This is a genomic window from Catalinimonas alkaloidigena (genome assembly GCF_029504655.1).
GTDB lineage: Bacteria > Bacteroidota > Bacteroidia > Cytophagales > Cyclobacteriaceae > Catalinimonas > Catalinimonas alkaloidigena.
In genome coordinates this window covers 6,079,875-6,099,107 of record NZ_JAQFIL010000001.1, presented here as the reverse complement: position 1 = coordinate 6,099,107, position 19,233 = coordinate 6,079,875, and the positions used below count along the sequence as shown (strand labels likewise).

The 19,233-nt window shown below is 44.3% G+C and carries 16 protein-coding genes; 8 read left to right on the top strand and 8 right to left on the bottom strand.

Features of this window, described 5'->3' with window-relative positions:
- The first annotated feature begins 66 nt into the window (after positions 1 to 66).
- Positions 67 to 246, top strand: a complete 180-nt coding sequence (locus OKW21_RS24695; RefSeq protein ID WP_277484785.1) for a hypothetical protein — start codon at positions 67 to 69, stop codon at positions 244 to 246.
- 139 nt (positions 247 to 385) lie between these two features.
- Here the strand turns inward: OKW21_RS24695 and OKW21_RS24690 are convergent, their stop codons facing one another.
- Positions 386 to 1,069, bottom strand: coding sequence for an outer membrane beta-barrel protein (locus OKW21_RS24690; RefSeq protein ID WP_277484784.1), 684 nt, complete (start codon positions 1,067 to 1,069; stop codon positions 386 to 388).
- A 345-nt stretch (positions 1,070 to 1,414) separates the two neighbouring features.
- Here OKW21_RS24690 and OKW21_RS24685 point away from each other — a divergent pair, with 345 nt between their 5' ends.
- A complete protein-coding gene (locus tag OKW21_RS24685) occupies positions 1,415 to 2,104 on the top strand; it encodes a class I SAM-dependent methyltransferase (protein ID WP_277484782.1) in 690 nt (229 codons plus the stop codon).
- Here OKW21_RS24685 and OKW21_RS24680 read toward each other — a convergent pair.
- On the bottom strand, positions 2,101 to 2,991 hold the full coding sequence (locus tag OKW21_RS24680) for a hydroxypyruvate isomerase family protein (protein ID WP_277484780.1): 891 nt from the start codon (positions 2,989 to 2,991) through the stop codon (positions 2,101 to 2,103). The two genes, OKW21_RS24685 and OKW21_RS24680, sit on opposite strands and share 4 nt — an antisense overlap.
- Positions 2,992 to 3,197: 206 nt before the next feature.
- Here OKW21_RS24680 and OKW21_RS24675 point away from each other — a divergent pair, with 206 nt between their 5' ends.
- On the top strand, positions 3,198 to 4,232 hold the full coding sequence (locus OKW21_RS24675; protein ID WP_277484778.1) for an SDR family NAD(P)-dependent oxidoreductase: 1,035 nt from the start codon (positions 3,198 to 3,200) through the stop codon (positions 4,230 to 4,232).
- Between the two features lie 24 nt (positions 4,233 to 4,256).
- A complete protein-coding gene (locus tag OKW21_RS24670; RefSeq protein ID WP_277484775.1) occupies positions 4,257 to 4,607 on the top strand; it encodes a hypothetical protein in 351 nt (116 codons plus the stop codon).
- Positions 4,608 to 4,721: 114 nt separating this feature from the next.
- Here OKW21_RS24670 and OKW21_RS24665 read toward each other — a convergent pair whose 3' ends face one another.
- Positions 4,722 to 5,324 (bottom strand): class I SAM-dependent methyltransferase, encoded by a 603-nt coding sequence (locus tag OKW21_RS24665; RefSeq protein WP_277484774.1) that lies wholly within the window; start codon positions 5,322 to 5,324, stop codon positions 4,722 to 4,724.
- Between the two features lie 236 nt (positions 5,325 to 5,560).
- Here OKW21_RS24665 and OKW21_RS24660 point away from each other — a divergent pair, with 236 nt between their 5' ends.
- Positions 5,561 to 6,151 carry a pseudouridine synthase gene (locus tag OKW21_RS24660; RefSeq protein ID WP_277484772.1) on the top strand — a complete coding sequence of 197 codons (591 nt, stop codon included), beginning with the start codon at positions 5,561 to 5,563 and terminating at the stop codon, positions 6,149 to 6,151.
- 438 nt (positions 6,152 to 6,589) lie between these two features.
- Here the strand turns inward: OKW21_RS24660 and smc are convergent, their stop codons facing one another.
- A complete protein-coding gene (smc, locus tag OKW21_RS24655; RefSeq protein WP_277484769.1) occupies positions 6,590 to 10,135 on the bottom strand; it encodes a chromosome segregation protein SMC in 3,546 nt (1,181 codons plus the stop codon).
- 205 nt (positions 10,136 to 10,340) lie between these two features.
- Here smc and OKW21_RS24650 point away from each other — a divergent pair, with 205 nt between their 5' ends.
- The 3 genes from OKW21_RS24650 to OKW21_RS24640 all read left to right on the top strand — a co-directional run bounded on the left by OKW21_RS24650 (position 10,341) and on the right by OKW21_RS24640 (position 12,328).
- A complete protein-coding gene (locus OKW21_RS24650; protein WP_277484767.1) occupies positions 10,341 to 10,970 on the top strand; it encodes a hypothetical protein in 630 nt (209 codons plus the stop codon).
- A 1-nt stretch (position 10,971) separates the two neighbouring features.
- The gene (locus OKW21_RS24645; protein WP_277484765.1) at positions 10,972 to 11,157 is read left to right on the top strand and encodes a CPXCG motif-containing cysteine-rich protein; all 186 of its coding nucleotides are present in this window, start codon (positions 10,972 to 10,974) and stop codon (positions 11,155 to 11,157) included.
- A gap of 85 nt (positions 11,158 to 11,242) precedes the next feature.
- Positions 11,243 to 12,328 (top strand): potassium channel family protein, encoded by a 1,086-nt coding sequence (locus tag OKW21_RS24640; protein WP_277484763.1) that lies wholly within the window; start codon positions 11,243 to 11,245, stop codon positions 12,326 to 12,328.
- Positions 12,329 to 12,342: 14 nt separating this feature from the next.
- Here OKW21_RS24640 and OKW21_RS24635 read toward each other — a convergent pair whose 3' ends face one another.
- The 4 genes from OKW21_RS24635 to OKW21_RS24620 all read right to left on the bottom strand — a co-directional run bounded on the left by OKW21_RS24635 (position 12,343) and on the right by OKW21_RS24620 (position 19,227).
- Positions 12,343 to 13,806 carry a DUF1501 domain-containing protein gene (locus OKW21_RS24635; protein WP_277484762.1) on the bottom strand — a complete coding sequence of 488 codons (1,464 nt, stop codon included), beginning with the start codon at positions 13,804 to 13,806 and terminating at the stop codon, positions 12,343 to 12,345.
- A 1-nt stretch (position 13,807) separates the two neighbouring features.
- Positions 13,808 to 16,618 (bottom strand): PSD1 and planctomycete cytochrome C domain-containing protein, encoded by a 2,811-nt coding sequence (locus OKW21_RS24630; protein WP_277484761.1) that lies wholly within the window; start codon positions 16,616 to 16,618, stop codon positions 13,808 to 13,810.
- A 107-nt stretch (positions 16,619 to 16,725) separates the two neighbouring features.
- A complete protein-coding gene (locus tag OKW21_RS24625) occupies positions 16,726 to 17,511 on the bottom strand; it encodes a sulfotransferase (RefSeq protein WP_277484759.1) in 786 nt (261 codons plus the stop codon).
- A gap of 114 nt (positions 17,512 to 17,625) precedes the next feature.
- A complete protein-coding gene (locus tag OKW21_RS24620) occupies positions 17,626 to 19,227 on the bottom strand; it encodes a TonB family protein (protein WP_277484756.1) in 1,602 nt (533 codons plus the stop codon).
- Positions 19,228 to 19,233: the final 6 nt, after the last annotated feature.

The window sequence follows — 19,233 nt, the reverse complement described above, 5'->3', positions numbered from 1 at the left end:
AGTGATGCAGCGGATAGTTGTTGGGTACATTGCATTGGGGAGAACATAGCAGCGAATCCGCGATGTGTGGAAGTAGAGGTAAGCCTATTGGGTAGCTACGGCAGGCAATCTCTCTATGAGCATATGATGCCTGAAGAACTTGAAAAGGGGATCAGGCTGAACTCGAGTAAGAGCCTGACCAGCGGACTGCATTTGGTGAGCATCAGGCAGGAGAATCTGCGAATGCAAAAATTGATTCTAAAGTAAAAATCTTAAATCATCGTAAGAAAAGAAAAGCAGCGTATTGGCTAGCCTCTGCTTTTCTTTTCTATGAGCGTAGAATATAAAGTCCTTGCTAAAAAGAAGATGACATTTTTACTAAAATAGAATAACTGTTCAAAGTGGTCTAGAATAATGAAATGGTTATGCCCACGGTAAGTGTATTAGCCTGCGGCCCTTCGTCTGCAACAAATACTTCGGAGAACATATACTGTCCGGTAAGGGTGATTCCTCTGAAACCTACCCTTGCATGTGCGCCATAACGCCAGGGATTTAGGTTAAAGTCTTTCCGGTTCTTGGCATAGTCATCATCATTGTATTTGATTTTGGAGTAAGACAGTAAACGGCGGCCTATTACACCCCCCAAGGCAGCAGTAAACCCGCGATAGTCATCATTCGCAAAAAAGCGAAATTCCATAGGAATATTGATGAAATGAACAGAAAGCTTGGTTTTATCTACATTAGGGAATGCTTCATTGTCCAGTTCAACGATTTCAGTTGAATCTCCGTCCATCAGGGTTACCTCATCTGAAAAAGTATAGTTGTGTGAAGAAATACCTATACCCGGATGGAATGAAAACTTTGATTCACCCAAAGCGACCGGGTACAAATAATGAAAGCCAATACTGCGAGAGCGTATGGTTCTGATTTCAAATTCCTCAGGAGCATTCATCAATATATTGACGCCATAGTCAAAAATCAGCATACCCGGAAGGTCAGGTTGTGCCGAGGTGAATTGACTCTGCTGCTCCTGGCCTTGTACCAGTGAGTAGGTAAGTAGAAGGGAAAATATTAAAAATACTCTTTTCATTATTGTTTGATTAGATTTTAAGCTATTAAAAATTCTTCTTCAGTATGTCCGCAAAGGTATTGAGATTTTGCAAGTATGAAACGTCTTCACCAAATTATACTATGAAAGCACAACGCTTGTTATGTATCTTAAGTGTGTTATCTGGTAATTACACGTATAATTTTCCTGAAGTTATCATGCTTTGAGGAAATACAGACAGTTACTATTTTCATGTTTGCGCTCGTATTAACTAGATTATGAAAATGAGTTTGAGGTTGCATTTACCCTTAAATCTTTTCGCTTTTGAGCAAAGGCTTGTATAATCTGAAGGGATTGGGCATTTTGCCTAAAAATCTTAGTTAGATTATGCATATTGAGTTTTTTGAGGGTGATCGCGCCACACAATACGACGATAAAATTCCAACCTGGGTACCTAATTACCGTTTTGTACAACAGTCTATTCCCGCAATACTTAATGCTTATTTTCCTGCTGAAGAAGAGCGCAGACTGCTTATTGCTGGCTGTGGCACAGGACAGGAAATTGCAGAGATCAAACAACAGGTGAGCGGCTGGAAAATTACTGGTATAGATCCCTCTCCTCAAATGATTCGTTTGGCTCAGATGAAACTTGCCTATTGGGATAATGACCCACTTTTAATGCTTAAAACCGGTGTAGTAAGTGATTTGCCAACCGAGCAGAAATATGATGCAGCCACGCTGATACTGGTTTTACATTTTATCCCTGATGATGAGGACGGTAAACTAAAACTGTTGCGTGATATTGCAGCACGGCTTCATACAGGAGCCCCATTGATTATCTCGGATATCTATGCTTCGGATAACTTTCAGCAAGAACTAAAATATTTTCGTCAGTATATGATGAACAAAGACCTGGAAAGCCAGATGATAGACCAGGGCTTGCAGCATGTACAGGAGGATACCCACCGCCTGTCAATACACCGATTGGGTGAATTACTACAGGAGGCGGGATTTCATGCCCCACGTATGTTCAGTAAAGCTTTTTATTACGGGGCGTGGGTTGCCGAAAAACGTTAGACGTCACAAATCCGGACCCCCTCTTGCAGTGAGGCCAGCGGGTCTTGTTTGGGTATAAACTCCTGGGCGATAAATCCTGTAAAGCCGGTATCCACAATAGCTCTAACGATGGCAGGGTAGTATAGCTCCTGCGTTTCGTCAATCTCTGCTCTGCCTGGCACTCCTCCGGTATGGTAGTGAGAAATGTAAGGGTGGTGTTTTTGTATGGTAGCAATTACATCGCCTTCCATAATCTGCATGTGGTAGATGTCGTACAACAGCTTAAAATTTTCTGAGCCCACCATCTTACATAGCGCTACGCCCCATTCGGTATGATCGCACATATAGTCCGGGTGGTTTACTTTGCTGTTGAGCAGTTCCATGGATATAATGATATCATGCTTTTCAGCAATAGGCATAATTTTCTTCAAGCCCTCTGCGCAATTTTTCATGCCTGTTTCGTCATCCATGCCGTCACGATTTCCGGAGAAAGTGATGATCTGCTTCAATCCTGCTTTGGCGGCCAGCGGTATGCTCTCCGCATAGATATCATAAAGCTGTGCGTGATTTTCAGTACGGTTGAAGCACTTAGAAATACCGAAACCATCTCTCAGGCAGGAAGCCATCGCACAGGTGAGACCATGTTTTTTCAAGGTGGGCCAGTCATCAGGGCCTAAAAGCTCTACCGAAGTGATGCCCATCTTTTTGACTTCCTTACAAAACTCATCCAATGTGATATCCCTGTAGCACCATTTACATACAGAATGTTTGATATTGCCCTTTAAGGGTACATGTTTTTTCTCAGAGGATTGAAAGGGCATGCTTGTCAAGGGTGCCCCGGCCAAAGGTACCATTGCTGCGCTGCCGGCTATCTTCTTGAGCGCACTTCTTCTATTCTGCTGATTCATAATGACTAAGATTAAAGGTTGTTGTAGCCGGAAGATAAAGTATTCTGGGCTTATCCAAAAATTTTGCTGCTACTGTCTTTAACTCGCCCGAAAATTCAGGTTAAGAAAAAACAAACAATTGTTTCTCATACGTTATACTTTAAGTAAATTGATTATTCCGGTAGACTTACTGCCGGAATAGCGAATGATTTTTTAAACTTACTTTTATGAACGACACCCAAAAAAAACTGATCTGGACAGCTGCCAGCATAGCCGGTATAGCTTTGGCGCGAATGCTCACCCACAAGCACCGTAGTATAGACCTTACACAGAAAGTTGTATTAATTACCGGTGGCTCACGAGGCTTAGGCCTGGAAATCGCCCGCCTGATGGTGAAAGAAGGAGCCAAAGTAGCTATTTGTGCCCGAGATAAAGGTGAGCTGAAAAAGGCAAAGGAAGATCTTGACGAGCTGGCAGCGACTTATGGTACGGATGGAGTATATACGGTAGTCTGTGACCTGACAAAGACCAATCAGCTTCATGATATGCTTGGGCGAGTAAAGAAGCACTTCGGAGCGGTGGAGGTGCTTATTAACAATGCCGGCGTAATTCAGATAGCACCGGAAGAGGAGATGGAAAAAAAGGAGTATGAGGAGGCAATGAATATCCACTTCTGGGCACCTTATCACCTGATGGAAGCTTTATTACCGGAGATGAAGAAGAAAAGAGAAGGACGAGTTGTTAATATTGCTTCTCTGGCTGGTAAAGTAGTGGTGCCCCATCTGGCTCCCTACTCAGCCAGTAAACATGCGCTGGTAGGCCTGTCAGAAAGCCTTCATGCTGAAATGCAAAAGCACAACATCTACATTACTACTGTGTGTCCCGGTCTAATGCGTACCGGTAGTCTACAGCACATGGTGCATAAAGGGCAGCATAAGAAGGAGCATGCTTTGGCGGAAATTCTTGCTTCTCAACCCTTTACTTCTATGGATGCTAAAAAGGCTGCTGAATCCATTGTAAGTGCCTGTAAACATGGTGAGACTTCGCTGATCATTCCTTTACAGGCCAAAGCTATCACAGCAGCTAATGGGCTTTTTCCCGGTTTGGTGGCGGATGTTATGGGTTTGGTGAACCGTATCCTGCCCAGTCCCGGTGGCATTGGTCAGAAAAGGGCTAAGGGCACTAACAGTAAATCCGACTGGGTGCCTGCCTTGCTGGAAGCAGTGACAGATAGAGCGGCCCGAAGGAACAATGAATATTGATAGCTCATTAAAATAGTCCTTTCTATGGTCATTCATGCGCCACAGCTGTTGCAAGTGATCACCGGAAATTTTGCCCGGGCTATTACGCTTTATCCTTTTGTATTTGTAAGGCATGAAAGGGATAGGAATGATCCGATACTGCTCAACCATGAGAGGATACATCTCCGGCAGCAGCGTGAGTTGCTGGTCTTTCCTTTCTACTTATGCTACCTGTTAGAATATGGTATAGGCAGGCTCAAAGGCAGAACCCACCGGCAGGCTTATGAGCAGATCAGTTTTGAAAGAGAAGCCCATATCCATGAGCGTGATTTCACCTACCTCAAAAAGCGGAAACTCATGGCCTTTAGAAATTATTATGGGCGTAAGCTTACTTAAAACAAACTCAAAACCCATTAAATTAATCATAGAAATTGTTTGCCTGAAGTTCTATAAATGATAATCTTAAAGGGTAGCTACCATAATTGGTTAGTAGGCACAGTAAAAAAAATTTTACTTAACAGCATCTACGTAAAGAGACAAATATCGTCCGTGATTATCAACCCGGGTCCTGTAATCTATTCTAAGGGCTTCTTCTTGACTCTGATTATGATCACTCTCAACCACTTTATCAAAACCGGCTTGAATAAGTAATGCTTTCATAGTCTCAAAATCATAGCCATATTTATGTTCACCTTCCTGTTGTAGCGCATACATAAGATGATCAAGCTTACTTTTGCACCAGGCAGGGTGCATCTCTTTTTGAATCGCAAAGAAAGCCTCATCGTTTTCAGCGTAAGCCTTTATTATTTTTTCAATACCCGGCACAATGATTCTTAATGTACCTCCGGGTATAAGTATACGATAGGATTCTTTAACAATTGCCAAAGCTGTATCAGGGTAGTCAATATGTTCTAAAAAATGTGACGTATAAATATATCGTACAGAGTTGTTTTTAAATTTTTTTAGCCCACCCGGTAGTTTCATTGTAAGGATTCTTGCACCTACAGCCATATCAAGATTAAACCACCCATCTATTGTGGTCTTTCCACTTCCTAAGTTTAATCTTAAATCGTTTTTGGCAATAGCTTCTTCAATGGATTTTTTATGCCACATGTAGGATAAGGTTGCATATATTTTAAACAAAATGCCAATATTCATTGCAGACCTTATGCTCTGTTTAAGTAGGCTCATAATATTAGTAAGCTATTGTTATAACTATATAATGATTATTTACTTGATGAGCAATTCCGGAGCACAATAAAATGAGGCTAAATGCCCTTGTATACAGGTTCTATTATTTCAAATTATAAAAGGGCTCTTGAAGTCCTGTGATGCAAAGAATAAATGTAATGACAAAACATCGCCACTTTATTATTCATAAGCCATTCGGTTATCTGTCGCAGTTTGTTAACAACCAGAACAGGAGGAAAAACAAAAAGCTGTTGGGAGCACTCTATAACTTTCCTGAAAGCATAATGGCCATTGGTAGATTAGATGAGGACTCCGAAGGTTTATTATTACTTACTACAGATGGTAAAGTAAGTGCGCTGGTGCGATCTAAGAAGATAGAAAAGGAATATTATGTACAGGTAGACGGTCAAATTACCCTTGAAGCTGTAGCGCGCTTGAAGGCAGGGGTAGAAATAGCGATAAACGGCAAAAAATATCTGACCCTGCCATGTGAGGCTGCTCGTCTGGAGCCAGCCCCAGAATTTGAGCCAAGGGCAAAAAAGATAAGAGACGAAAGGCACGGCCCAACAAGCTGGTTGTCAATCACCATCACCGAAGGAAAGTTCAGGCAGGTTCGTAAAATGACTGCTTCGGTGGGTTTTCCTACCTTAAGATTAATTCGGGTACGTATCGGAGGTATTACCTTGGATAATCTACACTCAGGTGAAGTGGTTGAAGTAGATCGTTTTGACCTTGGTAAAGAGTATTGAGAAGGAATATATTTCATGCTCGGTACATACCTGTGTGGGGAGGATACAATGTGAGTTGCGAAAAGATGATTTTTGACATACGTAAAAAAATACTCAACAGCATATGGGCAAATGTCGGTTTTGATGGATGAGCATGGTCTACTGGCTGACCTTTCCAGAGGCTAGGCGTGAGCATGTCAAGTAGATCGGGCGGAGGACATTGAAGTACAGCTTGCTATGAAACGCCTCTATAATCGAATCGTAAGGGACACGACGATGCGTCCTACGATTACAATATGCAGGGTGCTCGTAAAGGCAGACTGAGAAGTCCGACTTTTTTGATTTTGAGGCTTCAGGACCAATAGGATACAGGTTCCAGAAAGTGGCTGGGTACTTTTTATTTCACTTTGGTACTGGCTATCCTGAAGTTATCTGCCTGGGGCTGGGCTTTGCTTTTCTCTATTCAGGTGCAAGCTCAAACTCCCTCAGGTCTACCGGTACTACCTTGGAAACGCCCTGCTCGATCATGGTTACCCCATAGATGATATCGGTGCTGGCCATCGTACGCTTGTTGTGGGTCACGATGATGAACTGAGAGTCCTTACTGAAGGTCTTGATGATGTTGTTGAACTTGTCAATATTGGCATCATCCAGTGGTGCGTCTACCTCATCAAAGATACAGAATGGCGCGGGCTTGAGCAGGTAGATCGCAAACAGCAAAGAAGTAGCGGTCAGCGTTTTCTCTCCTCCCGAAAGCTGGTTGATGGTCAGCGGGCGCTTTCCTTTAGGCCGGGCAATGATGTCAATACTGGACTCTAAGGGATCATCAGGATTGGTCAGCTTAAGGTCGCAGTCATCCTCTTCGGTAAACAATGAACGGAACACCTTCACAAAGTTTTCCTTAATCTTTTCGTAAGCTTCCATGAAAGTAGCACGGGCTACGGTATCAATTTCTTCAATCGTTGTGATTAAAGATTCCTTAGCCTGCAGGAGGTCTTCTTTTTCATTGTTGATAAAATCATAACGCTCTTTGATCTCTTCATAGGCCTCCATCGCCATAGGGTTGATGGGTCCGATACGCTGTAAACGATCTTTAATTTTGGTGAGCTTCTCCCGGAGTGCCTCAGGGTCAACATTCGCTTTTTCCTCTTCAGAAACCTGCTCTTTCATGAGCTCGTCCAGGTCCAGCTCAAACTCTACGGAAAGCCTTTCCTTTACGCCACTCAGCTCCAGTTTGGTGCTGTTGAGCTGGTTCTGAATTTCCAGCACCAGAGAGTCGCTGTTTTCTCGCTGGTTACGGATTTCGCGGGTTGCTTTTTCGTTCTTATCAATCTCACCTCGAACGGAGTAATAGTCTTTCTCCGCCTCATTAACGCCTATCTCAATCTGCTCTTTCTCCTCATACATGGCCAGCAGCTCATCTTCACTCACATCGCTGCTTTCCAGCAGTTGTTTGATGCTCGCTTCACTTTCTTTAAGGGCCTGCTGGTTTTTAGCAATATTGTTTTCGCTGCTTTGATAAGCCTCTTCTTTAAAACTGATCTCCTGTGAAATACTGCTCACACGGTTTTCCTGCTGATAAAACTGTATGTTCTCCTGGTTGAAGTTAGCAGACTTTTCACTCAGTATTTCGTTTTCTTCAGCCAGCCTTTCTTTAAGCGCTTTGATTTTACTCTCCTGCTTGATCAGTTCTTCTTCCTTTTCAGCTACCTGCGGTTCCAACTCGGCACAGGCTTCATGCAACTCCTGAATGTGGTCTTCGGTGTCCACCCGCTTTTGAGCATTGCTGGATAGCATTTCAGCCATCTGCTCCTTTTTGGTCTTCACTGAAACAAATTCCTGGCTAATCTGGCTGATCTCTTTTTGCAAAGAAGCGATAGCTTCTTTGGGAGAGCTTTGCTTGAGGCTGGATAACTGCAACTGTTTCTCCTGTATGCTTTGCTGCTGGGCTTCTACCTCTTTTTCCAGTTCTTTGAGTTGTGCCTTAAGCTTCTCCATATTTTTGGCACGCCCGATACGTTTACCTTCAAATAGGCCAACGGAACCTCCCGCCATGCTGAAGGGGTGCTGCACAATGCGCCCATCTTTGGTGATAAAAGAAGCCTCTTTATCTTCAGGAATGGTAAAATCACCATTGACAATATAGGCATTGTTAAGTACGTACTGCACAAGAGCCTGATAAGCGGGGTCATATTCTACGATCTCAGCAGCGGATACCGCATGATCAAAAGTTTTGCTGGCAGCAGGCTTAAAATGTTCAAACTCATCCAGGATAAAGAAATTAGCTTTGCCTTTAGATGCATCACTCAAAAGGTTAATGGCTTCCAAAGCCTCAGCACGACTTTGCACTACGTAGTAGTTCATGTACTGGCTGAGGTAGTTTTCTATACACACCCGGTACTCCTCACCACAGCTAATGATATCTGAAAGCAGCGGTGCTTTCTTGGCCCACTCAATATTTTTCTTGATAAACTTGATAGCATCAGGGAAACCTTCCAGGTTATCCACCAGAGACTTGGTAAGGTTATATTCATTCTGCAGTGCGTCGCGGGTACGGTTGGTCTTAGAAAGTTCTTCCTTATTCGCCTCTATACTTTCGGCCAGGGATTCCATGCGCTGCTGCAGATCCTGCTCCGCCTGCTCGGCTTCGGTGAGTTCGTCTCTGAGTGTCTGCAATTCATCTTCCAGTTCGGCAGCCCGTTCGTCGTAGCGGCTCATATCAGCCTGCTGAGCGCTGGTATCGGCAGAAGTTTTTTCCAGATCCTGGCGGGTAGCGCTTAGCTGCATTTGCTTGATCTCCAGTGTCTTTTTGATCTGGTAGACTTCATCCTGCTTCTCTCTTAGCGCACCGTCTGCCTGATTGACTTCTTCTTTCAGCGCATTGGTCTTAGTCTTGTACTCTTCGTATTCCTGCTTGAGTTGGGCTACCTTGTCTTTGGTGATCTCCAGGTTTTCGGCCGCTTCTGATCGCTGCCAGCGTAGCCCTTCCAGGCTTTCGCTGATCTGGTCAATATTATAACGGTCACGCTCTAACTGTTCCGTAAGCTGTAGCTCCCTGTCTTTAAGCAGGCGCATCTTTTCATTCTTTACCTGCTTATCACTCTCGTAGTTGCGAATCTGCTCCACGTGCTGGTTCAGCGATTTTTGGCGGGAAGAAAGCAGTTTTTCTTTATTGACCAGATCAGTTTTGAGCTGCTCTATCAGCGCGTCACTTTCACTGAGTTGGCGGTTGAGGCTGAGCTTGCGGTCACTTTCTGCTTCCAGTTGCTTATGCAGGTTTTGTAATTTTTCCCTTTGCGAACTGACCGTTACTTTGGCGAGCTGTACACTCAGGTTTTTATATTCCTCTTTGGTCTTATAATATTTTTCTGCCTGCTTGGCCTGCTTCTCAAGTGATTTTAAATTTTTCTCTATCTCGTAGAGCAGGTCTTCCACCCGCTCCAGGTCAGCATCCGTGTCTCCTAATTTTCGCAGCGTCTCTTTTTTGCGGGTACGAAACTTGCTGATACCGGCGGCTTCCTCAAACAGGTTACGGCGAGAGTTGTCTTTATCATTAAGAATCTCATCTACCATCTTCAGCTCAATGATGGCATAGCTGTTGGAAGCGATACCCGTATCCATGAAGAGGTTGGTGATATCCTTCAGGCGGCAGGTAACGCCGTTCAGCATATATTCGCTGTCCCCTGAGCGATAATAGCGGCGGGTGATGGTCACCTGGGTGTATTCGGTAGGGATAAGGTTTTTGGTGTTGTCAAAGGTGAGCGAAACCTCAGCCATCTGGGTGGCTTTACGCTTTTTGGTACCGTTAAAGATGATGTTCTCCATCTTGTCGGAGCGAAGCATACGGGTCTTCTGCTCTCCCAGTACCCAACGTATAGCATCTACCACATTAGACTTACCGCAGCCATTGGGACCGACCACACCGGTAATCCCCTTGTCAAAGTTAATGATAACTTTGTCTGCGAAACTCTTAAAGCCTTTGATCTCAAGTCGTGTTAACTGCATAGCATCTCCTGCGGAAAAGGGACAAACTTAAAAATAATTTTTAGATTTGTTAAGTTAAAAGTCGGTTAAAAAAGCCACTTTTTCCTGTGTTAAAGACATTTTTTTTCTTTAACTATAACACTAATAACATAATGTTATTGTTTTAGTCAAAATACTAATCTGGGTTAGTAAAATATTGAACGCTCAGCATAATTGAAGCATTTTTATGGATGAATTAATACAAATCGCGCTCTTTGTCCTCTTTGCCCTCTTCTCACTAGGGTCTAATCTTTTGAACAGGCGAAAGAAGCAGCAGGCGGAAACACGTAAGGCAGAGGAAGAAACTGAAGCTGAGACAAGGCGTCCTAGAAGAAGGCCGGAAGTAAGCTCACCGGATGAGCCTGAGCCTGAGCAAAGAGAGCAGCCTACTACTTTTGAAGAAATATTGAGAGAGCTTACCGGGGAGAGTCCCCGACAGGAGAGTCCCCGACCCAAAAGAAAGCCTGAACCACAGATGGAAAATGAAGCAGAAGAGGATGATTATGAACACCCTTTCTCTTCAAGAAAAGTCGATGAGGAAGTTGAAAAGGGAAGAAGAAAAGTCGAGCAAAGAGCGGAATCATTTGATAGGTATAAGGAGAAAGGGAAAAAGTATCAGGGGCAGGTAGCGCAGAAGATCAGCGATAAAATCAACATAGAGGACCAGGTGATTTCCAAGAAACTGACCGTAAAGAAAACCAGCCGTAAAGCAAAGAGTAAGCAACTTGCCAGTAGTATAGCTGCTTCGCTTAGAAATACTAACAATGCTCGTAAAGCGATCATACTAAGTGAGATTATTAATAGGAAACATTTTTAAAATGATTGAACATTTTTTTATTTGTCCTTATTGTATGGCCCAAATTTCTATGTTGCTGGATTTTTCTGTTTCTAAGCAGGCTTATGTGGAAGACTGTGAAGTTTGTTGTAACCCGATTCAACTAAGTTTTACGGTAGATGTGGCAGAGGAAGCAGTCATTAACTTTGAGGCCCAGCAAATGGATTAGAAATTTCAGCCTGCAAAAATTCAGAGTCTTAATTGCAGATTAAAAATTAAGTGTAAATTCATCATTACTCGCTAACCATTCTTCCTTGGCATCTAAAAGACAAAAAAACCTACTTATCATTCTGGCAGCCATCGCTGCATACTTTATCATTACCTATCTTTTGTTCACCGCAGAAAGTGGGGAAGAGAACAGCAACATTAAAAGCTTGCCTGACGCATTCTGGTATACAATTGTAACGCTTACTACTGTAGGTTATGGAGATTTCTATCCGGTTTCCACTTTTGGAAGGTTAGTGGGTTTGGTATTTATTATAGGAAGTGTAAGTCTCATAGGCTATCTTATCAGCCAGCTTACCAATCAATATTCAGCATATTTAGAGAAAAAACGTTTAGGACTTTTGGGAACAAATTTTGAACATCACATCATTGTCATTGGCTGGGACAAATTCGGTAAACAGGTTGTAGATGAGGTAGTAGGTTCCGGCAAGCAGGTAGCCATTATTCTCAATAATAAAAGTGAAATAGACCTGATCCACGAAGCCTATTCCAACAAGGAGGTCTTTGTGCTATTTACCGACTATAGCAATCTGGAAGCATTTAGCAAAGCTAACATTCAGGAGGCAGCTACGGTATTCATCAATTTTACGGATGACACCGAAGTGCTGATTTATCTGCTTAACCTCAAGAAGAAATTTCCCGACCTGAATTACGTAGTCTCCTTAAACAATCCCAGCCTAAAGGAAACCTTTGCGGCAGCCGGGGTTCGCTATGTGGTTTCTAAAACTGAGATCGCTTCGCGCCTGGTGGCCAGCTACACTTTTGAGCCGGACGTAGCGCTAATGGCAGAATCCATCATGACTACTGCGCTGGAAGGAGAAGAGTACGATTTACTCGAGTTTCTAGTGAATGAGCAAAACCCTTTTGCCGGAGAAGACTATCTGGATTCTTTCATCAAGATGAAAGTAGAGCATGATTGTGTGCTGGTAGGTCTCAACAAGAAAGTTAATGGTAAACGTATTCTTCTGAAGAACCCTTCCAAAGGGACAAAGATTGAGGCAGGAGATTACCTGGTGATGATTGGCAGCGGAGCTGCCAAGAATAAGATCAAAAAACTGTTCAAAACCACAGAAGGACGAGTTCTGGAAAGAGGAAATACCGATGAAGTAAAGTGAAGCAGCAATCCTGACTAAGCCAGCAATTCCTTGATTACATTTCCACCAGTTTGAGACAGCTGTTTATATCTTCCTCCATGAAAGTAAGTGAGCTTATTGTCATCCAGGCCCATCAATCTTAATAATGTGACATGTACATCTTTTAGAGGATGAACAACTTCAACGGCACTGCTGCCTATTTCGTCAGTAGCTCCTATGGTATGCCCGGCTTTAACGCCACCACCCGCCATCCACATCGCCATCGCATTAGGGTTATGATCTCTTCCGTAAGCTACGCCACCACCTCTTACACCATTGTCCGGGCTGCGTCCAAACTCACCGCACCAGACGATCAGTGTTTCTTCCAGCATGCCGCGTCTTTTTAGGTCTTTAATGAGTGCAGCAATAGGTTTGTCTATACTCTGGATGAGTTTACCGTGTGCACGCGCCAGATAATCGTGCGAATCCCAGCCGCCAGAATATACCTGGACAAAACGAACGCCCTGCTCTACCAAACGGCGGGCCAGCAGACATTTACGGCCAAAGGCATCCGTAGTTTCTTCTCCTACACCATACATCTCTTTTGTTTTCTCATCTTCCTTCTCTATGTCTATGATGTCGGGAATCTCCATCTGCATACGGAAAGCCAGTTCATAATTTTCCATGCGGGCTTTGAGCTCTTCGTGAGCGGGATGCTCCTGCTGATGCTTTTGGTTCAACTCAGCGAGTAAGTCCAGGCTCTCCCGCTGATGATAGCGACTTACTCCCGGGGGAGGCTCAATATCCAGAATAGGAGAGCCCACCGAACGCAAGGGGGTACCTTGGTAGTAAGCCGGTAAAAATCCATTGGTCCAGTTGCCAGCTCCACCCTGGGGATAGGCTACCTCAGGAAGTACGATAAAGGCAGGCAGATTTTCATTCAGTGTGCCTAAGCCGTAAGTTACCCAGCCTCCCAGTCCGGGATCACCCCCAAACTTATTGCCGGTGTTGATGTGGTACATGGCCGTGGGATGGTTAACCGATTCGGCCTGTGCCCCTCTGTAAAAGCAAAGGTCGTCGGCTACTTCTGCCAGATGCACAAAGTGCTCACTCATATCCGCACCCGACTGCCCTACTTTTCGTGTTTGGAAAGGGCTTTCCACATAATATCTTTTTCCGGATGACATGGCAGAAAGATTTTCTCCTCCCTGTTGAAATTCCTTCAGATGGTACTTACTGAGTTTGGGTTTGGGGTCAAAAGTATCAATATGGCTGGGTCCACCTTCCATCATCAGAAAGATACAAGCTTTGGCTTTGGCAGGTAACATAGGTGCTTTAGGGGCCAAAGGCCCACCGGAGGTAGCTCTGGCAAAAGCCTGGTCAGCGGATATCATGCTACTGAAAGCCAGCGCGCCTAAGCTGGACCCCAAACCGTAGAGAAAATCTCTGCGGTTTAAATTCGCGGAAGCTTTCAGGTTAGCAATGCGTTGCTGATTGCTGGGGCGGTTCTTTTTGCTCATATCAGTAGACGTAAATAAATTCGTTGGTATTGAAAAGCACCAGACAAAAATCTGCCAGCGCCCGGGTTTCAGGAGGTACTTCAGTAGCTTGGGCATCTGGCTGATAATTTTGGTAGACATCCAGGCGCTCGGTATATGAGAATTCTTCCCCGGTCATTTCTTCAAACATAGTGCGTTCTACTTTTACCGGGTAGCTTCGTGCTATGGGCGTATTTTCTTCATGATAGCTAATCATTTGCTGTATATATTTTTCAGAAGAAACCACTTCCTGCGGTTGAGCATCCCGGTTCCAGGCCAAGGCTATACCTCTTTCAATCTTTTGCTCAAGCGTAGTGGCTTCTTCTTCCAGTCGCCACGCCATCGCCAGGGCACGGCTATGGCTATTTCTGCTATTAAACAAGGTAAAAACCTGAGGGGTAACTGTTGAGGCAATACGTCCCTCGCAGGAGATATCCGGGTTCGGCTGGTTGAATACCTCCAGCATAGGGCTGGGCATTCCCCGGTAGTGATAGGTATATATGCTTCTGCGGTTTCTTTCTTCTGGCGTAGGAGAAGGTTGATAAGCCGGGGCAATTGAACCCATAATATGGCGGGGCTGCAATGCCACCTCCCGGTTGATTTCGGGCTTTACCGGCAGGCCACCCATGGTAGTATTCAATTCACCGGAAATCTGTAGCATAGCATCCCGAAGCTCTTCGGCCCTCAACCGGCGGGGACTGAAGTAAGATAGCAGTAGATTATCAGGATCTTGATTACTGACCGCTTCAAATTCAGGATGGATACCAGAACGGCGATATGCTTCGGATGTAACGATCAGGCGGTGCAAGTTTTTAATAGACCAGCCATGATCAATAAAGTAAGTTGTCAACCAATCCAGAAGCTCAGGATGAGTAGGCTTTTTACCCATTACGCCAAAGTTGTTGGCAGTACCGGCTATACCTTTGCCAAAATGATATTGCCAGATGCGGTTGACGATAGAACGGGTAGTCAGTGGGTTTTCCGGGCTGGCAAGCCAACGGGCAAGAGCCAGCCTTCTGCCATTTTTTACCTGCGGAATAGCGTCAGGCAGTGGAGATTCTGCTTCCTCAGTGAAGGTGCTGATGGCACTCAGTACGCCTGGAGTTACTTCTTCCTGCTGGGCATAAACCGAGCCGCCGCCTAAGATAAAAGTAGATTGGATGGTATCGCCTACCTCAGCTGGCATCTGCATTTTTCTTCCGCTATGAGGGTTTTCTATCACAGGGCCATTGTATACCGAATAAGCCAGTGGCTCGTAGCGTCCTAGCTGATGATTGATCACTTGCAGACGCTTGTTAAGCACTTTCTGGTAACCTAACTCTTGATTGCTGAGTCCATAAAAACGGGGAGGCTGCTGATCTTCGGGAAGCTTTCTTCTTTCTTTAGGAGAAAGATACTTCAAGCCTTTTTGCTGCATCCAGCGCTTGGCAGCTTCTTCTTCTTTATTAAGAATTTTTTGCTGCTCATCCTTAGCCTCTTTAATCAGTTGTTTTAACCTTGCCCTTCCTTCTTCAAAACCCTCCTGATTTTCTTCAGGTAGGTAGGGGGCATGACGCTCGGCAAACTGCACCGGGGCGAGGCTTGCCTGTATGCGGTAATAATCTCGCGTGGGAATGGGGTCAAACTTATGGTCGTGGCAACTGGCGCAGCGCAAAGGAAGAGAGAGGAAAGTTTCTCCGATGCTGTTGGTGGCATCATCCAGAAACAACTGGCGGGTTTCGGCAGCTACGCTCATGGCAGTATGTTCCCAGGGCCCCATGCGCAGATAACCCACTGCCACCAGCATTTCAGGATCATCAGCATCCAGTTCATCTCCCGCAACCTGCTCCATGATAAACTGGTCGTAAGGCTTATCTTGGTTAAATGAGCGAATGACATAGTCGCGATAGCGCCAGGCATTGGGACGTTCAAAGTCATTGGAATAGCCATCGGTATCGGCATAGCGTACCACGTCCAGCCAGTGGCGCGCCCAGTGCTCACCGTAACGAGGAGAGGCAAGCAGCCTTTCCACTAGCTTTACATAGGCGTCAGGAGATGTATCATGTAGGAAGGCCTGCACCTCTTCGGGAGTGGGGGGCAGGCCGCTTAGGTCAAAGCTCAGTCGGCGGATGAGCGTGAGTTTATCTGCTGATGGCGCAGCTTCCAGGTCGTTTTCTGCCAGCTTTCGGTTGATGAAAGCATCAATAGGGTTAGTGTTTTCGGATAGATAATCTTCTGGTATTTCAACAACTTGGATAGGCTGAAAAGCCCAGAGGTCTTCGGCTTTGTATCGGCGGTTTTGCCAGCTAGGAGAAAGTGCTTTGCTGGTCTTCACTTTGATGCCATCAGAGTAATTCCACTCGGTATTTTCTACCAGAAAAGTACGCCTTTCTGCTTCCGGCCAGGGAGCGCCTGCCTCAATCCAGGAGCGGAGTAGCGCAATCTGATTTTCGTTCAGGCGATCATTCTCCTTGGGAGGCATTTCCAGTTCGCTATTCATCCAGGTAACGGCCTTATATATCAGGCTCCCTTCAGCATCACCAGGTTTTAGCGCGGCTTGCCCGGACTCCCCACCTTTCAGGGCGGAGGCTAATGTGCGTATGTCAAAATTACCTTCCAGCTTATGATTCTCATCTCCGTGGCAGGCAAAGCATTTTTCCTGTAAAATAGGGTATACCTCGTGGGCAAAAAGCAGTTCGGCTTCTTCTTCGCTAAGTGTGTTTTGAGGGTAGAAACTATAGATGAGGAAGCTCAGAAATAGAGTTGAGAGTAGTAGTAAAAAAAGCTTAGGTTGTAGTAGTTTTTTATATGGCATGCCCCGGATTTTAATGATCCTGCTATGCTTACTAATATATTGAAAAACAATACTTTATCAAACAGGCTTTGTCGCTTAGAAATTTATTGTTGAGCTTACTGTTTTCTTCATGGCTGATATAGCATGGATTGCCAGGGAGTGTCATTTAGTGCTTTTTCTAATTCGTTGAAATTGATAATTAATTGGGATAATGGTTCCGGGTTTTGCTTCTTTAATAGTGTGAAAAGTATACGAGGTTTTACATTCAAAAAGCGCTGTACTTTGTTTAGCGTTAAACCTTTCTCAGACAATAATTCTTCATAGCTCAGGTACAGACGTTGATGATTTTGAAATATTTCATCAAATCTGTTTCGTTCTTCTTCCATCTTTTTTAACTCCCTGATGCATTCATCAGTATCTACATAAAGTCGCTTGTCTTTTGTGTCAAGCTGATGCTTGTCGCCCCAGTAGCTCAAGGCCCCGGTTTTGTCAGCGATAAGAGAAGAAATAACAGTTCGTATCATGTTTTTTCGGCTCAACACGATCACTTTCAATGATGACATTTCCCGTAGTTCCCGAATACAGGTTTCTCCTCGTGCATAATCACTGTATCTGAAAAAGAATTTGAGCCCTACTGCTTTGATTGGCTTTGGGTGGGCATTGAAAATATGATTTTTGAAATAATGAGTTTCCATTTCACCCTTGGCTTTTTTGATGTAATCTCCGGCATATTCTCCTGAAGATACAATAGCAGGGTGCGAATTCAGATAGGTATGCAGTAGTGTGGAGCCGGTACGACCGTGACAAAGAATAATGAAAGGGGTGTACTCACGATGCCTGCCCAGGGGAAGAAGCTGAAGAGATTTCTTGAAGCGGAGTATGCTAAGCGTTCTGAGATAGTTAACGAAAGTCATGTTGAGCCAGTTGAAAGCTCAAAGATAGTTAATGCTATATGTGTAGGTAAAAAAATATATAAAAAGCCAAACCGTCGTTGGCCTGGCTTCAATATTTGTAAAGTTATCGCACTGCTATTTCGTGTACCCAACTGCTACAATTTCTTCCAGGTTATTCTCGCTGTTTTCAAGCTTGCTTAATTCCTTTGAGGCTTCTTCAACCTTTCTGGTACTGCTGTTATCTCCATGATCCAACTTGAAAGTGATTGGCATGACCATACGTACTTTAACCGGTTTTCCTTGGGTAGTACCGGGGTTCCATGCGGGAGCTGATTGAAGTGCTTCAATCGCTGCATTATCACAGCCGGCACCTATGCCTTTGAGGGTTTGAAACTCTGAAAGCTCGCCATATTCATTGACGACAAACTGTACAAATACTTTGCCCTCTATGCCCATACGACGAGCCTGAGCAGGATATTTCAGGTTCTGGCCAATGTGCTGATAAAACTCTTTGATGCCTCCTTCCGGCTCCGGCTGGTTTTCTACCACTGTATATATTCCATCAGGATCGGGAAGCGTTGCCAGTTTTTCTCTCAGAGCATCTCGGCGGGAAAATAGTGTTTCAACTTTTCTATAAGTAGAAAGGGAAGCCGTTTCTTCCCATAACTCTAATTCAAAAGTCTTTGGGTTAATAGTTTCTCCCCTTTCTTTAAACAATTTCGCCTTTTCATTACGTACTGATGAATAATCATCAAAATATTCTAAAGTCAGCGTATTTATCTGACCTTCTATCTGCTGAAGTTGCGCCTGCACATCTTCATAAGTTGTAGCAATGGCTTCCTGCTCTAACTCTTCTTCTGTCTGGCAGGAGAAGGTGAAAAATACCGCCAGAAATAAAGGGATTACCAGTAGTAGTTTATATCGTGGTGTTTGTTGATTCTTTAAATGCATCATTTTGATTCGTTTTAAAGTTCTTGATTTATAAAAGTGGTTCACTAGTGACAATTGTAGTCCGTCAAACAGCTTGCGGGTTAGGAGTTTCGCGTAGCTACCGGGATTTTGATGTTCAATAGCAGTAGCATCGGCAGCAAATTCGTGTACATCTATCAACGCTCTTTCATAGAGATATACCAGCGGATGAAACCAGAAGAATATCTTGAGTACTGCCATATAAAATACATCATAACTATGTTTCTGCTGTATATGCGCCTCTTCGTGGGCGATAATCTGCGCGGCTTCTTTCTGCGTTAACTTCTGCGTGTTATCCCAGAACAAGAAACTGAAGCAGGAAGAGGTGGGGAGTTTGCCCTCAGTATAGATCAGCCGGTATTTCTTACGAGGCATGCTCTGATTTTTTCTCACTGTTATGATCAGTTGGCTGCTTTGCTTTATAAAAAGGGTTAGAGTAAGTAAGACGCCAAAGCCATACAACAAGAGCAGGGCATTTTGCCAGTTGAGTAGTTTTTCCAGCATACTGGTTTCGGCTTGGGTTTCTGTTAGAAGAGCGGGGTTGAGCAAAATGAAATTCTGGTAATTGCCTGCTACTTTTCCTACGCTCTCAGATACCAAAATAGGGATCTCCAGCAGCGGTAGCACAAGTGACAGTAGAGAAGTAGCCAGGAGGTAAAAACGATTATATTGATGGCTGGGCTGGTCGTGCAGCACCATTATATAAAAGAGATAGAATACCCCCAGGCAAATGCTGCTTTCCAGCAAATAGATTAGCAGATGATTCATATCGGT